Annotated in this window: 12 protein-coding genes; 8 read left to right on the plus strand and 4 right to left on the minus strand. The window is 59.6% G+C overall.

The features are described 5' to 3' along the window. The first annotated feature begins 12 nt into the window (after nt 1-12). From PW789_RS05275 to mqnE, 7 genes are all read left to right on the plus strand, one after another. Entirely contained in the window at nt 13-351 is a 339-nt protein-coding gene (locus tag PW789_RS05275; RefSeq protein ID WP_299372507.1) for a P-II family nitrogen regulator, read from the plus strand. Between the two features lie 82 nt (nt 352-433). Then, nucleotides 434-3,052: a [protein-PII] uridylyltransferase gene (glnD, locus tag PW789_RS05280; RefSeq protein ID WP_299372510.1), complete on the plus strand. Its 2,619-nt coding sequence runs from the start codon at nt 434-436 to the stop codon at nt 3,050-3,052. Then, nucleotides 3,042-3,740 (plus strand): hypothetical protein, encoded by a 699-nt coding sequence (locus tag PW789_RS05285; RefSeq protein WP_299372513.1) that lies wholly within the window; start codon nt 3,042-3,044, stop codon nt 3,738-3,740. The genes glnD and PW789_RS05285 overlap by 11 nt, the downstream gene beginning before the upstream one ends. Before the next feature lie 97 nt (nt 3,741-3,837). Beyond that, on the plus strand, nt 3,838-4,455 hold the full coding sequence (locus PW789_RS05290; protein ID WP_299372516.1) for an NADH-quinone oxidoreductase subunit B: 618 nt from the start codon (nt 3,838-3,840) through the stop codon (nt 4,453-4,455). Nucleotides 4,456-4,857: 402 nt separating this feature from the next. Beyond that, nucleotides 4,858-6,285 carry an OmpA family protein gene (locus PW789_RS05295; protein WP_367182480.1) on the plus strand — a complete coding sequence of 476 codons (1,428 nt, stop codon included), beginning with the start codon at nt 4,858-4,860 and terminating at the stop codon, nt 6,283-6,285. 115 nt (nt 6,286-6,400) lie between these two features. After that, the gene (locus tag PW789_RS05300; RefSeq protein ID WP_299372522.1) at nt 6,401-8,413 is read left to right on the plus strand and encodes a hypothetical protein; all 2,013 of its coding nucleotides are present in this window, start codon (nt 6,401-6,403) and stop codon (nt 8,411-8,413) included. A gap of 45 nt (nt 8,414-8,458) precedes the next feature. After that, nucleotides 8,459-9,610 carry an aminofutalosine synthase MqnE gene (gene mqnE, locus PW789_RS05305; RefSeq protein WP_299372525.1) on the plus strand — a complete coding sequence of 384 codons (1,152 nt, stop codon included), beginning with the start codon at nt 8,459-8,461 and terminating at the stop codon, nt 9,608-9,610. Between the two features lie 139 nt (nt 9,611-9,749). Here the strand turns inward: mqnE and PW789_RS05310 are convergent, their stop codons facing one another. Continuing rightward, on the minus strand, nt 9,750-10,031 hold the full coding sequence (locus PW789_RS05310) for a hypothetical protein (RefSeq protein WP_299372528.1): 282 nt from the start codon (nt 10,029-10,031) through the stop codon (nt 9,750-9,752). 386 nt (nt 10,032-10,417) lie between these two features. Between PW789_RS05310 and PW789_RS05315 the strand changes: the two genes are divergently transcribed. Next, entirely contained in the window at nt 10,418-10,888 is a 471-nt protein-coding gene (locus tag PW789_RS05315) for an N-acetyltransferase (RefSeq protein ID WP_299372531.1), read from the plus strand. Nucleotides 10,889-10,900: 12 nt separating this feature from the next. On the opposite strand, the gene murA is transcribed toward PW789_RS05315, so the two are convergent. The 3 genes from murA to PW789_RS05330 form a co-directional block, all read right to left on the minus strand. Beyond that, complete coding sequence (gene murA / locus PW789_RS05320; protein ID WP_299372534.1) at nt 10,901-12,184, minus strand: UDP-N-acetylglucosamine 1-carboxyvinyltransferase; 1,284 nt, start codon at nt 12,182-12,184, stop codon at nt 10,901-10,903. Nucleotides 12,185-12,300: 116 nt separating this feature from the next. Next, nucleotides 12,301-12,768 (minus strand): hypothetical protein, encoded by a 468-nt coding sequence (locus PW789_RS05325; RefSeq protein ID WP_299372537.1) that lies wholly within the window; start codon nt 12,766-12,768, stop codon nt 12,301-12,303. 116 nt (nt 12,769-12,884) lie between these two features. Then, nucleotides 12,885-13,637 carry a carbohydrate-binding family 9-like protein gene (locus PW789_RS05330; protein ID WP_299372540.1) on the minus strand — a complete coding sequence of 251 codons (753 nt, stop codon included), beginning with the start codon at nt 13,635-13,637 and terminating at the stop codon, nt 12,885-12,887. Nucleotides 13,638-13,670 lie beyond the last annotated feature (33 nt).

The following is a 13,670-nucleotide window of genomic DNA, read 5'->3' on the forward strand; positions in this document are numbered from 1 at the left end:
GACGAGAGAGCTATGCAGAAGATTGAAGCAGTGATTCAGCCATCCAAGCTGGATGCAGTCAAGGATGCCCTGGTGGAGATCGGCGTCAACGGAATGACGATCCTCGAGGCGCGGGGCCATGGACGGCAGAAGGGCCACACCGAGGTCTATCGCGGCCGCGAATATTCGGTCGACCTGTTGCCTAAGGTCAAACTTGAGCTGGTCGTCGCCGACGAGCAGGTGGACGAGGTCGTACAGGCCATCCTGACGGCGGCCCGAACCGGGACCATCGGCGATGGCAAGATCTTCATCTCGAAGATCGACGAGGCCATTCGCATTCGGAACGACGAACGCGGGGAGATCGCACTCTAACGATTCTGCCCGCGCATCCGGCGGGCAGGATTCGCTCTCCGGCTTGTTTCACACGCTATTCTGAAGACTCGGGGAGAGACGAATGCAGGCGGAGGAGTCCACCGGCGGCGCTTTGCGTAGCCAGTACCAGAGGACCATGCTGGAGGTGCGCGGCGCCTTTGAGACCGGGGCCGCCGGCTCTGTGACGCTTGCCGCGCGCACCGATGCGGTTGATCTTCTGGTGATAGCGCTCTGGCGGCGCTTTGCAGAGACCCATCCAAAGCTGACATCGGGAATAGCACTGCTTGCGGTCGGCGGTTACGGGCGCAGGGAGCTCTTTCCCTACTCCGACATCGACCTGCTCTTCGTGCTGGATGCGAAGACCCAGGAGAAGGACGTCAAGGACTGTATCCGCGGCATCGGCCAGGAGATGTGGGACGCCGGTATTCGTGTCTCGCCGGCGACGCGCAAGCTCGCCGAGTGCGAACGCTTCTCCGAGGACAATGCCGAGTTCACGCTCTCGCTGCTCGACCATCGCCTGCTTGCGGGGGATGCCAACCTGTATGCCCGGCTGGCAGGCGAGACGGTTCCGAAGCTCATCGACCGCGATCGCAAGGGCATTCAGGCCAGCCTTCTGGAGCTGACCCGCACGCGCCACGAAAAGTACGGCGATACCCTCTTCCATCTGGAGCCGAATATCAAGGACTGCCCCGGTGGTCTGCGTGATATTCATGTCTGTCGCTGGCTGCGTATCCTCGACAGCTCGATTGCGGTCGATCCCGATGAGGCGGAGTTTCGTCAGGCAACCGAGTTTATGCAGCTGGTGCGCTGCTTCCTGCATTACCGCCACGATCGCGATGACAACATTCTCGACTGGCAGGCGCAGGATGCCGCTGCGGAGACCGGAATTGGCCTGAATGGCCGCGATACGCAGAGGCTGGACGCCGCCTACTGGATGCGCTTCTACTTCCGGCATGCCCGCAGCATTGAGCGCAACCTGAAGCGGATCGTCGAAGACCTGCCTGCTCCCAAGAGCGCTAAGCGTCTCTTACTGCGACGGGAAAAAGGCCTTGAACCGCAGGCAGGATTTCGCCTGGATCGGGGACGCATCCTGCTCGATCCTCCGGTGGTAAGCGGATACACGGTCAGCGGTGGCCGCGACGCGGCACATGATCCGGAGATTGTGCTGGAGGTCTTTGCCAGCATCGCGCGGACCGGCTGCCGTCTCGGTCGCGAGGCGGAAGAGCGCATCTCGCAGGCACTGCCGCTGTTGTCAGCCAATCTCGAAGAGGGCCCTGCGTTGTGGCGGCGTCTGCAGGCGGTGCTTCTGGGGCGCTACGCCGGTCAGGCGCTGCGGGCGATGCATGCTCTCGGCATCCTTGAGCTGCTGATCCCGGAGTTTCACGGCATCGACGCGCTCGTCATCCGCGATGCCTATCATCGCTACACCGTCGACGAGCATACCTTTGTGCTGATCGATACGCTGCATGGCCTTGAAGGTGCGCAGACCGGCCCGAAGGCGGAGTGGGCGACCCGTCTGGGCAGTCTTCTGCGCGAGCTGCCGCACGCGTCAGTGCTCTACCTGATGGCTCTGCTGCACGACACCGGCAAGGGACGCAGCACCGGCGATCATGCGCAGGAGAGCGCGCGCATGGCGCAGGGACTGCTGGCGCGGCTGGAGCTCGATCCGTACGAGAGCGAGATGGTGACAGCACTGATCGCCAACCACCTGGAGATGTCGTCCGCTCTGCGGCGTGACATCTTCGATGCAGAGACGGTGCGCGCTTTCGCAGGCAAGGTGCAGACACCGGAGCTGCTGCGCATGCTGACACTCTTTACCTATGCGGATATCAATGCGGTGCATCCCGATGCCCTGACGCCGTGGAAGGCCGAGAACCTGTGGCGACTGTACATTGCCACGGCCAACTATCTCGATCGCAGCGTCGACGAGGAGCGTGTCGGGGCTAACGAGGCGCGCGACCTGGTGGCGCGTGTCTCGGCGCTGGTCCCGGACCAGAAAGAGAACATCGCCGAGTTTCTTGAAGGCTTTCCGGAACGGTATGTGCTCACGCGTTCGCCGGAGCAGATCAGAACGCACTTTCACATGGCAGAGCGACTCGATAGCGATCGCGTGCAGCTTGATTTCCGCTATGCTCCGAACGTCAACGAACTGACGGTCGTTACACCGGACCGCGCGCTTCTGTTTGCGAACATGACGGGCGCTCTGGCCGCCTGGGGCATGAACATCGTCACGGCTGACGCCTTCTCGAATCGCAACGGCATCGTCGTGGACAGCTTCCGCTTCACCGATTCGTTCCGCACGCTGGAGATGAATGCCTCGGAGCATGAACGGTTCGTGAAGAGCATCTACGACGTCATGTCCGGCGCTACTTCGGTGGAGAAGCTGTTGAGCGGTCGCCGGAGGGGACGCCGCAAGGCGCCGAAGATCGAGGTGACGGCGCGGGTGAACTTCGATGAGCAGGCTTCGTCACACAGCACGCTTCTCGAGGTTGTGGCACAGGATGTGCCGGGGTTACTACGCGCCCTCAGCCTGACCATCGCCGCGCAGGGCCACAATATCGAGGTGGCGCTGATCGACACGGAGGGCGAGACGGCCATCGACGTCTTTTACCTGACTCACGAGGACGGCAAGCTGGAAAAGAAGCAGCAGCGAGCACTGAAGGCCGCTTTGCTGGAGGCGATGGCGGAGAATGCGGGGTAGAGCCGTTGCTGCCTGCTTCTGCCTCCTCCTTCTGGCGGCTGACCGCCTGCACGCCGTACAGCAGTGCAGGACAGGCATGCTTGAGGGCGAGGTGCGTGCCGGACAGCCGTTTCAGCGCGAGATCGGTTCCGGACTGGAGGTTCTGCTGGAGCCGTTACCTTCGGGATGGATTCTGCGGGTGCTTCCGACCTCAGGTGCACGTCCACCGCACGATTACGCGGAGCTTGCCACGCCCCCATATCATTCCGTCAGCCCTCTGCTGATCAGCACCGACTTCAGCTTTCGCGCGCAGGATGCCGTGGGATGGACGCCCAGGAGGTTCCGCTTTGCCGCCTTCAGGCCGTCCTTCGACCGTCTGAAGGCGGCTTATGACCGCTACGAGGCGAAGCCCGGCCCGGCCCCGGGGGCCGAACAGGCGCTTGCGGCACTGGTCGCAGGCCTGCCGGAGGGAACGTTCCAGATCGTGGACGCACGACTTGTGCCGGGAACCGCCGATCAGGCTGGCACAGCGGCGACGCTGGCCACTCACTTTACGACGACGGCGCATACGATCGAATCGTCGACCGCTGGCCCCACCCCTCTGGGAAGGATCAACTGGCTGCGGTTTCGCATTTTTTTGCAGTTGCCGGCCGGTTTTATGCCGGCGACCCAGCTGAAGACCAGACTTCAACTATGTGGACAACAGTAGGAGGATTAAGGTCATTCCTGCGTTTGCGGTCGTGTTTTCCATGGGGTAGCGGCGAATATTTCACGCGAAACCGTTCAGGCCGCTCTATCATGACGGTATGAGCACAGTTTCAAGGGAGAACACCAGCAGCGGCCGTCCGACGGAGACCCCGCAGGAGGGCGATCGCTATCTCTTCGGGAATCTTGAGAGCTTTGGCAAGAACCGTGAGAAGCTGCAGGAAGTTAACTGGGGCTACGACCAGCCCGACGGCATCGTTCTGGCTTCGCTGGACGCTGCAATCAACTGGGTCCGTAAGAATTCGGTCTGGCCGATGACCTTTGGCCTGGCCTGCTGCGCGATCGAGATGATGTCGATGGGCGGTTCGCGCTACGACATCGCCCGTTTTGGCGCCGAGGTCTTTCGTCCCTCGCCTCGCCAGAGCGATCTGATGATCATCGCAGGCCGCGTCTCGCAGAAGATGGCGCCTGTGATTCGTCGCCTCTATGAGCAGATGCCCGAGCCAAAATGGGTGATCTCCATGGGGGCATGTGCCACATCCGGTGGTGTCTTCAACAACTATGCCCTTCTGCAGGGTGTTAACCAGGTGATACCGGTGGACATCTATGTTCCTGGATGTCCGCCAAGGCCGGAACAGCTGCTATATGCGATTACCCTGCTACAGGAGAAGATTCAGAGCGAGCGGGGTACCATCCGCAAGACGCTGAACTTATCCTGAGCTGCGAAGCACTGATTGCTAACTACGAAGATTCTCCCCAATAGGTGCCGGATATCAAAGGTAAGCTATTGAAAATAAGATTTTGAGAGAGTATTTTTTACCGGTAGGTTTAGCAACTGCGGTAAGCTTTACAGAATCGAAGCAAGTTATCGGAACTAATTTGAGCCTATTGAGGCTCATTATCAAGGATGTATTTTGAGCGGAGGAAGTGGAATGGTTCATAGCCCTTTACGTAGTCTTGGCCGGTTCGCACTGGCTGCATGTGCAGTCAGCCTAGGAGTCGCGAGTCTGGGTGCGCAGACTCCCAGCACGCCCGCCCCAACGGGGCCTAACCCATCTCGCTTTGACGTGTTCACCGGTTATTCGTACTTCGGTGCACACGGTCAGCTGAAGCCCCTCGGCGTGAACTACAGCTCGATCGATCTAGGTGCGATCGGCAGCGGCGCGTATTACTTCAACAAGTATTTCGGTGGTGAGGTCAACTTCGTTGCTCACCCGGACGGAAAGAACGACGGTCTGTACTCTGCTTCGGCCGGTCCTATCTTCCGCGCCCCCATGCAGAACTTCACCCTCTTCGCCCACGGCCTGGCCGGTGGTTCGAAGCTGGTTGGACCGAACTCGTATCACTCGTACCAGTACCACAACCCCTGGACCTGGGGCACGACCCTCACGGCTGGCGGCGGTATGGATTACGACCTTCCGTTCTTCAACAACCGTTTCTCGTTCCGCCTGTTCGAGGCTGACTATCGCTACGTTCACACCAACTTCGGTCCCTATACTGCTCCTCCGAGCGGTCCGACCGGCGGTCGTGCGAATATAAGCGGCGTGGACCTCAGCACGGGTATCGTGACGCACTTCGGTCACATCATTCCTCCTCCTCCTGTCACCTATAGCTGCTCGGCCTCGCCCGCAACGGTTTACCCCGGCGACCCGATCACTGTGACCGGTACGGCTGCCAACCTGAACCCCAAGAAGACGGCCACCTACACCTGGACCTCTGATGGCGGTACGGTTTCCGGTACCAGCAATGTTGCTAATGTTGCCACGACGAACCTGAACCCCGGCAGCTACACCGCCAAGGGTCACGTTACCGAGGGCAACAAGCCTGGTGAGATGGCGGACTGCTCGGCTCCGTTCACGGTTCAGCAGTTTGCGCCTCCGACGGTTACCTGCTCGGCTAACCCCTCGACGGTTGCTCCTGGAGATTCCTCCACGATCACCGCGACCGGCGTCAGCCCGCAGAATCGTCCTCTGACCTACAGCTACAGCTCGACGGCTGGTTCGGTCACGGGCAACAGCTCGACGGCAACCCTCAACACGACGGGCGCAGCACCTGGAACCATCACGGTGACGGCGAATGTTGTGGACGACAAGGGCCAGTCGGCTTCCTGCACGGCTTCGGTAACGGTCAACGCGCCGCCGCCGCCGCCGGCTCCGACGACCTCGGCTCTTTGCTCGATCAACTTCGAGCGTGACAAGCGCCGTCCGACCCGCGTCGACAACGAGGCAAAGGCTTGCCTTGATGACATCGCTCTGAACCTGCAGCGCTCTTCGGATGCCAAGCTGGCTGTTGTCGGCAACGCAGCCGGTACGGAGAAGGCCGGAAGCAAGCTGGCCACAGGACGTGCGATCAACACCAAGGAGTACCTGGTCAAGGAGAAGGGTATCGACTCCAGCCGCATCTCGCTCTACACGGGATCGACGGATGGCAAGTCGGCTAGCTCGACTCTGATCCCGACCGGCGCAACGCTCGACCAGACCGGCCTCACGCCGGTTGACGAGAGCGCTGTCGTCAAGCCCGCTCCTCACAAGCACAAGGCAAAGAAGTAGCACCAAAACGATAAACCAACAAAAACGGCTGACTGGGTATCTACCCAGTCAGCCGTTTTATTTGTCGCGACTAATGACCTATCTATTACCTATTCGGTAAACTTTCAGAAGATTTATGAGAAATACACGCAGTACCCTGTCCGCCCTCTTTGCCGCCCTGGTTCTTCTGGTCCCATACTCAAAGGCCGCCGTCTCCGGCTGGCTCCCGTTTGGTCCCGATGGCGGAGATGCTCGCACCATAGCAGCCGATCCTCACGACAAAAATCATCTCTATATGGGAACCGCCAATGGGTGGATCTACGAGTCGCACAACAAGGGCGCGGAGTGGAAGCGCCTTGCGCGAGTCGGTAAGCGGGATGATCTGGTGCTCGACTCGATCATTGTTGATCCCGTGAAGCCGAACCACATTGTCGTCGGGGCATGGGTCCTGGGAGGCCAGGTCGGCAATCTCTATACCAGCGATGACGCAGGCAATACCTGGAAGGCCGCTCCTGAGATGAAGGGGCTGTCGGTTCTTGCGTTGGCGAACTCTCCCTCAAATCCCAAGGTCTACGTGGCGGGAACGCTGAAGGGCGTCTATCGCTCCGATGACAGTGGTGACCATTGGAAGCTGATCAGCCCGGAGGGCAGCACGGAGATTCACGAGGTCGAGTCCATCGCGATAGACCCCAAGAATCCTGACATCGTCTACGCCGGAACCTGGCACCTTCCCTGGAAGACCAGCGATGGCGGTGCACACTGGTCCAATATTAAGCAAGGCGTGATCGACGACTCCGATGTCTTCTCGATCATCGTCGATCCGAAAGACCCCGGTGTTGTTTACGCCAGTGCGTGTTCAGGTATCTACAAGAGCGAGAACGCGGGTGCCCTCTTCCACAAGATTCAGGGTATTCCTTCGACGGCGCGCCGTACGCGCGTTCTGATGCAGGACCCGCAGCATCAGAACATCGTCTTCGCCGGAACGACTGAAGGGCTTTACCGCACCACCGACTCTGGCAACAGCTGGGTTCGGATGTCGGGCCCCGAACTGATCGTCAACGACGTCTACATCGACCCTGCCGATACCAATCGCGTCCTTCTGGCCACCGACCGTGGCGGTGTGCTTGCGTCCAACGATGGCGGCGCCAGCTTCCGTCCTGCGAATGCGGGTTTCTCGGCGCGCCAGATCACCTCATATGTCAGCGATCAGCGCAATCCGAAGACGATCTATGTCGGCATGGTGAATGACAAGGCATGGGGAGGCGTCTTCGTCTCCGAAAATGGCGGACTTTCCTGGACGCAGATGAACTCGGGCCTGGAAGCGCATGATGTCTTCAGCCTCGGTCAGGCTCCCGATGGGAGCATTGTGGCTGGAACGCGGCACGGCATCTATCGTCTGAATGGCTCGGTATGGAGCAAGGTGACCAAGGTCTCCCTCCTGCTGCCCGAGCCCGAGCCCGCTCCTGTGACCAAGACCGTCAAGACGAAAAAAGGAACCCGTACCATCGTTGTGAAGGCGCCGCCGAAGAAGAAGCCGGTGGAGAAGGTCTTCGACAGCACGGTCTTTTCCTTCACGCGTGACGGTGACCAGCTGTATGCCGCGACGGCAGACGGTATCCTCATGAGTTCGGACTCCGGCCAGAGCTGGAACATCGCGACCAACCCCGAAGGCCGTATCTGGTACACCATCGCTTCGGCGAAGTCTCAGATTCTGGCCTCGTCGCTTTCGACGGCTCTGCTGTCGGCCGATGCCGGCAAGACCTGGAGCCCGGTTACGCCTCCGAAGGAGCTGACCCAGATTACAGCGGTAGCCGTCGACGGATCTGGCGGTCTGTGGATGGGAGGCCGTGAGGGGATCTACCTTTCTCACGACCGAGGCGTGACGTGGAATGTCGTTCATAATCTGTATGTGCGCGACGTGAACAGCATCTACTACGATGAGGCGGGTCAGCGCATCCTGGTTACGGCCAACGGCCCCACGACGTTTGCCTTCTCAGCGCATCTTCCGGATATGCAGGTGCACTATTGGGATACCGGCTGGAATCTGCGTCTGATTCGTCCGGAGAGCGATCACCTTGTCGCGGCGACACTGTTTGATGGCATTGTCATTCAGCCTTCGATGGTCAATTCGGCAGAGATTCACAAGTAGAAATTGCGGTGGGCGCGCAGCGGCCGGGAGGAATAGAATTATTTTATGAGCCTCGAATCGACATCTGCGCGCCCTCGGCATTCCTTCCAAACCGATGATTCGGCCCTGCAGCCGATTGCAGCAAAGGTTCTTGCGGGCGAACGCCTGAATTTTGACGATGGCGTCGCGTTGTACCGCAGTGGCGATATCCTCGCCGTCGGCTGGCTGGCGAACTACGTCCGCGAGAAGCTTCATGGAGATATTGCCTACTTCAACGTCAACCGGCATATTAATCCCACGAATGTGTGTGTCGCCTCCTGCCGCCTGTGCGCCTTTGGCCGTAAGAAGGGCGAGGCCGGGACGTATACCATGGCCCTGGAAGAGGCCTGGGAGTCAGCAGGAGCGGGATACACCGAGGCCGTGACGGAGTTCCATATCGTCGGCGGCCTGCACCCTGATCTTCCGTTCGAATACTTCATGGACCTGGTGCGCGGCCTCAAGGAGCGCTTCCCCAAGGTTCACATCAAGGCCTTCACCATGGTCGAGGTAGCCTTCCTCGCCAAGCGCGGCAAGATGACTATCCCGGAGACGCTCGAGCGCATGAAGGCGGCCGGTGTGGATTCCATGCCTGGCGGCGGCGCGGAGATCTTTGCCGACCACATCCGTCACATCATCTGCGATCACAAGATCGACGGCTCGGAGTGGCTGGAGACGGCGCGCATGGCTCACAAGATCGGTCTGCGTTCCAACGCTACGATGCTGTACGGCCATGTGGAGAACGATGAGGATCGTGTCGATCACATGCTCCGTCTGCGTGAAGTGCAGGACGACACCGGTGGGTTCCAGACGTTTATTCCCCTGTCGTTCCACCCGGACAATACCGCTCTGGCGCACATTCCGAAGACCACGGGCATGCTCGATGTCCGGCAGATTGCCGTCGGTCGCCTGCTGCTGGATAACTTCGCCCACATCAAGAGCTACTGGCAGATGGTCTCTCCGAAGATGGCGCAGATTTCGCTGCGCTTCGGGGCGGACGACATCGACGGAACTGTGGTGGAGGAGAAGATCTACCATGACGCTGGTGCGACCACGCCTCAGGGACTGCGCCGCAAGGATCTCGTCCGTCTGATTACCGAGGCAGGACGCATTCCCTTCGAGCGCGACACGATGTATCGTGCCGTGACCCGCAGCGAAGACTCCTTCACGATCGCTGTCTAGCCGCTTCTTTCCAGAAACACATCAGGCCGCCCGTTGAGGCGGCCTTTTCTATTGGGTTGATCTCTCGTTCTGAGGGAGATCCCGAATGTTAGGGCAATGTGAAAAATTTTGCCCACGATTGTGGGAAACGATTTTTCACTTATATCGCGTGGGATGCAGTATCGGCACTCCGGGCGGCCTGTCCGATGGCCTTTTGCGCGATTTTATGCATTTTCCCCACAGGTTTTTCAAATGGTATCCCGTTTGCAAATGACAAGGTGCAGCCGACAGCATTCGGGCTATGCCGCAGCACAAAGACATAGCTAATCGCTAGCGTCGCCGCCTGGCGGCACAAACGTACCTGAAAGCCTTTTGCCTGAGGAGGCGTTATGTATCTTCTTTTTCTGCCGTCCGTTCTCGCTTTTGCTGTCATCGCATCCATCACGCTCCGCGACCAGTTCCGCTTCTCCAAGACAGCTCAGTAAAGCAGTCATTGCGGTCGCTAAACATAGCGGCTAAGCAAAGCACTCGCCGACTTCGGCCTGTCCCGCGAAGTCATCGTGAGTACAACGTCTTTTCACTTTTTCTACTTTGGGAGGCCTATGTACCTTCTTTTTCTGCCGTCCGTTCTCGCATTCGCTGTCATCGCATCCATCACGCTTCGCGATCAGTTCCGTTTCGCTAATCCCACCCGCTAGCTGGCTGTTGCAGCTAAGGCTCGCACCGCCGCAGGTTATTCGAACTGCGGCGAAAGTGTAGCCTCTGCCGCGAAGCAAAGTCGCGCGCGCCACAGAAGACACGCGCCTCTGGTTGTGATGAGATAGCGTGGTGACGCCGATTGAAACCGTAACGCTCAGGACGTATCGGCCAGAGGACCTGGATGCCATGGTCGCGCTCGATGCTCGCTGTTTCTCTGTCCCGTTCCGGTTCGGTCATTCGGCGATGCGCAGCTTTGCCGAGGCGGCTAACGCCTGGAGTTACCTGGCAGTTTCGGATGGCGACGTGTGCGGCTTCTGCATCACGCATCTCGAACAGGCGGCTTACGGCTCACTTGGCTATCTTGTTACGATCGATGTCAGCCCGGAGTATCGCCGAAGGGGAGTTGGTGAGCTCATGCTTGCCGCTGCTGAAGCATGGTTGAGCGGCACTGGAGCCGGAATGATGCTCCTGCATGTCTTCACTGAAAACACCGGCGCGATCCGTTTCTATCGAAATGCAGGCTATCGCCGCGTCCGCGAAGAGTCTGACTTCTACGGTCCCGGCATGCACGCCGCTGTTTACCTCAAGGAGCTGGACTAGAGCAGCCCGTAATTACTTCTTGCCGAAGACATCCCCCATGCGGCGGATCTGCGCTCCGACACCGCGCAGCTTATCCTCGAAGTTTTCATAGCCCCGGTCGAGGTGATAGACACGGTCGAGGATGGTTTCACCGTCCGCCACCAATGCCGCGAGCACCAGCGATGCCGAAGCGCGCAGGTCGGAGCACATGACGGCGGCCGACTGCAGCTGTGCCTTGCCGCGTACGGTAGCCACGCGGCCCTGAACCGTGATGTCGGCTCCCATGCGATTGAGCTCACCCACGTGCATGAAGCGGTTTTCGAAGATGTTCTCCGTGACCACGGTCGTGCCCTCGGTCTGCGTGGCCAGGGCCATGTACTGCGCCTGCATGTCGGTCGGGAAGCCCGGGTACTCTTCCGTCGAGATATCGGCTGCCTTGAGGCTGCCGGAGCCGGAGCGAACGCGGATGGAATCTTCTCCGACGTCGAGCTTTACGCCGCACTGCTCCAGCTTGGTGATGACAGCGCCGAGGTGCGCTGGTTCGCAGGAGTCTACGTTCAGGTCGCCGCCGGTGATCGCTCCTGCGATCAGGAATGTGCCGGCCTCGATGCGGTCCGGGTTGATGCGGTGGCGCGCGCCGTGCAGGCTGGTGACGCCCTGAACCTTAATCGTCGAGGTTCCTGCGCCTTCGATCTTCGCTCCCATGGCGGTCAGCAGGGCAGCGAGGTCGGTGACCTCGGGCTCGCGGGCGCAGTTCTCGAAGAGTGTCTCTCCATCGGCCAGCACGGCAGCCATCAGCAGGTCTTCCGTGCCGGTAACGGTGATCTTGTCGAAGACGATATGTGCGCCCTTGAGGCGGTCGACCCGGGCTTCCAGATAACCATGGTCGTAGGTGATGGTGGCTCCCATCGCCTCGAGGCCCTTGATGTGCAGATCGATGGGACGTCCGCCGATGGCGCAACCACCGGGCATGGCGACGCGAGCGATGCCGGTGCGGGCGATCAGTGGGCCGAGGACCAGAGAGCTGGCGCGCATCGTCTTGACGATCTCGTACTTGGCGACCGGGTCTGAGAGGATGCCGCACTTGATGCGTGTCCGGTGCTGGGCGCGGCCATAGCCTAGTTCAACCTCCGCGCCCATTGAGGCGAGGAGCTTGCGCTCGGTCTCGATGTCACGGACCTGAGGAATGTTTTCGAGGATGACCTCGTCTTCAGTCAGGATGGCGGCGGCCATACAGGGAAGAGCGGAGTTTTTGGCTCCGGAGACTTTGATGGTTCCGAGAAGGGGGTTTCCGCCGCGTACAACAAACTTATCCATTCGCACAGTTTACGAAAGAGTAACGAGGAAATGGGTGATGAGATTGGTGCAGAAAAGGCCGGAGCCGCACCCTAAGTGGTGCAAGGGGCACGGCTCCGGGGCGAAAGGAGTGGATTTTAGCTGGCCGACGGAGAATTTGACGCATCCGGAGCCTGCTGTTGCTGTCCCTGGTGACGTCCGCGCTGGCCCTGGTGCATCGATTTGAGCTGCTGCATCTGGTCGGGCGTCAGGACGGTTGCCAGCTGCGTCTGGGTGTCCTGGTGGATCGCCTTCATCTGAGCGCGGCGCTGATCCTGCGTCAGGCTGGTATCGGCGTGCAGGGCCTGCATCTTCTGCTGGCTGTCGCTGAGGATAGGCTCGAGCTTTGCCGTCTGGTCTGCATTAAGGCCGAGCTTTTTGCTCATACGCTCGGCAGCCTTATGAGCGTCGAATTTGTGGTGACGGCCGTGCGGGCCCGCGGGCTGCTGCTGCGGGGCGGCGTTGTTCTGAGGATCCGCCGGAGCCGGCGTGGACTGTTGTGCAAATGCGGCAGTTGCAGCCAGAGTAAGGGCGAGTGTCGAATGAATCAGGATACGTTTCATCATGAGTCTTGCTCCTTGCGGCGACGCTTTTCGTCACCGAATGCTTCTTCTGCTGGAGTAAACACAGGCCGCATGGAATGTTGTGGTGATTTTGCTGCGTCTTTTCGCGAAGCTCGACGTTAACGAAAGCGCAGATAGCCCCACTTCTCGGGAACGTGCATATTCACAATGCCTTGGGGAGACCATACCCAGTTGTCCTCCCGTTTCTGACCGATTTTCCACTCGACGCGGCTGAAGTTCAGGCGCCATTCCGTCCCAGGCTTAGGCTTTTCGACCGGGAGCCGTGAGGCGAACGCCGTCCAGGGGATTGCGATCTCGACGCTCCATCCCTTGTCTTTATCGCTGGGATCGTTCATGGTGCCTTTCAGAGAGACCGCGGTCTTCAGTCCGGGGATGTCCCAGGAGTTATCGGCTTTGCCCCCTTCGAGATAAGGCTTATTCAGAAACAGGTCCCATGAGGTGTTCAGCGCATTGATCTCGAACTCGTAGTAACCCGGCGTGCCTGTGGGGGGCTTGATGAAGAGCTCAAAGTCGTTGTCGTGGAAGATGACCGAATCATGCTCGGTCAGCTTTGCCTTGATCTCCGGCTCCTCCAGCTCCGCGCCGATGTAGAGATATTCGTCGTCCCAGAGAACCTTGGCGCGAGTGCGGAAGCGTGGCTTCGGTTTGGCATCGCCTTCGATATCGACGAAGTCATCGGTCCACGCCGCCTTCTTCCACGCTCCTTCGTCCAGCTTGCCGTCGATGGATAGAGGCTTGCTGGCACGGTAGCAGTCGTAACTCTTCGGGGAGGCGCTTTGCGCAGAGAGCAGGGACGCCAACAAAAGCGTCGTTGCCGTCAGGGATTGAAGGGCAATCGTCGAAATTTTCATGAGGGTTTAGTTATCATACTGCTCCTTACTCTG

Origin of the sequence: Edaphobacter sp. (genome assembly GCF_028283685.1) — a bacterium.
In the GTDB taxonomy this organism is placed as follows: Bacteria; Acidobacteriota; Terriglobia; order Terriglobales; family Acidobacteriaceae; genus Edaphobacter.

What these genes read in the sequence shown, in the direction of transcription:
- PW789_RS05330 (WP_299372540.1), bottom strand. Translation starts at nt 13,637, where the DNA reads ATGAAAATTTCGACGATTGCCCTTCAATCCCTGACGGCAACGACGCTT.
- mqnE (WP_299372525.1), top strand. Translation starts at nt 8,459, where the DNA reads ATGAGCCTCGAATCGACATCTGCGCGCCCTCGGCATTCCTTCCAAACC.
- murA (WP_299372534.1), bottom strand. Translation starts at nt 12,184, where the DNA reads ATGGATAAGTTTGTTGTACGCGGCGGAAACCCCCTTCTCGGAACCATC.
- PW789_RS05290 (WP_299372516.1), top strand. Translation starts at nt 3,838, where the DNA reads ATGAGCACAGTTTCAAGGGAGAACACCAGCAGCGGCCGTCCGACGGAG.
- PW789_RS05325 (WP_299372537.1), bottom strand. Translation starts at nt 12,768, where the DNA reads ATGATGAAACGTATCCTGATTCATTCGACACTCGCCCTTACTCTGGCT.
- PW789_RS05275 (WP_299372507.1), top strand. Translation starts at nt 13, where the DNA reads ATGCAGAAGATTGAAGCAGTGATTCAGCCATCCAAGCTGGATGCAGTC.
- PW789_RS05300 (WP_299372522.1), top strand. Translation starts at nt 6,401, where the DNA reads ATGAGAAATACACGCAGTACCCTGTCCGCCCTCTTTGCCGCCCTGGTT.
- PW789_RS05285 (WP_299372513.1), top strand. Translation starts at nt 3,042, where the DNA reads ATGCGGGGTAGAGCCGTTGCTGCCTGCTTCTGCCTCCTCCTTCTGGCG.
- PW789_RS05310 (WP_299372528.1), bottom strand. Translation starts at nt 10,031, where the DNA reads ATGGATGCGATGACAGCAAAAGCGAGAACGGACGGCAGAAAAAGAAGA.
- glnD (WP_299372510.1), top strand. Translation starts at nt 434, where the DNA reads ATGCAGGCGGAGGAGTCCACCGGCGGCGCTTTGCGTAGCCAGTACCAG.